This is a genomic window from Vibrio sp. HI00D65, from assembly GCF_001635455.1.
Lineage (GTDB): Bacteria > Pseudomonadota > Gammaproteobacteria > Enterobacterales > Vibrionaceae > Vibrio.
Map to the genome: position 1 here is coordinate 1 of NZ_LWEH01000010.1, position 240 is coordinate 240.

The following is a 240-nucleotide window of genomic DNA, read 5'->3' on the forward strand; positions in this document are numbered from 1 at the left end:
TTTTTCCAGATTCGAAAAACGCAGATCAGTCCAAACGTTAAGCCTGAATAATCAGCCAATACCGATGCCAGTGCTGCACCTTCCACCTGCCAACCGAAACCAATCACAAAAACTACGTCCAACACGATATTGGTGATGTTAGTGATAATCACCATCCACATCGGCGCTTTTGCATTCTGAGTTCCAAGTAGCCAACCCAAAATAACGAAATTCGTCAGTGCTGCCGGTGCACTCCATGCT

At 45.8% G+C, this 240-nt stretch carries 1 pseudogene; it reads right to left on the reverse strand.

Features of this window, described 5'->3' with window-relative positions:
• Positions 1-240: pseudogene (locus A3712_RS02540) on the reverse strand (MATE family efflux transporter); the annotation flags it as partial.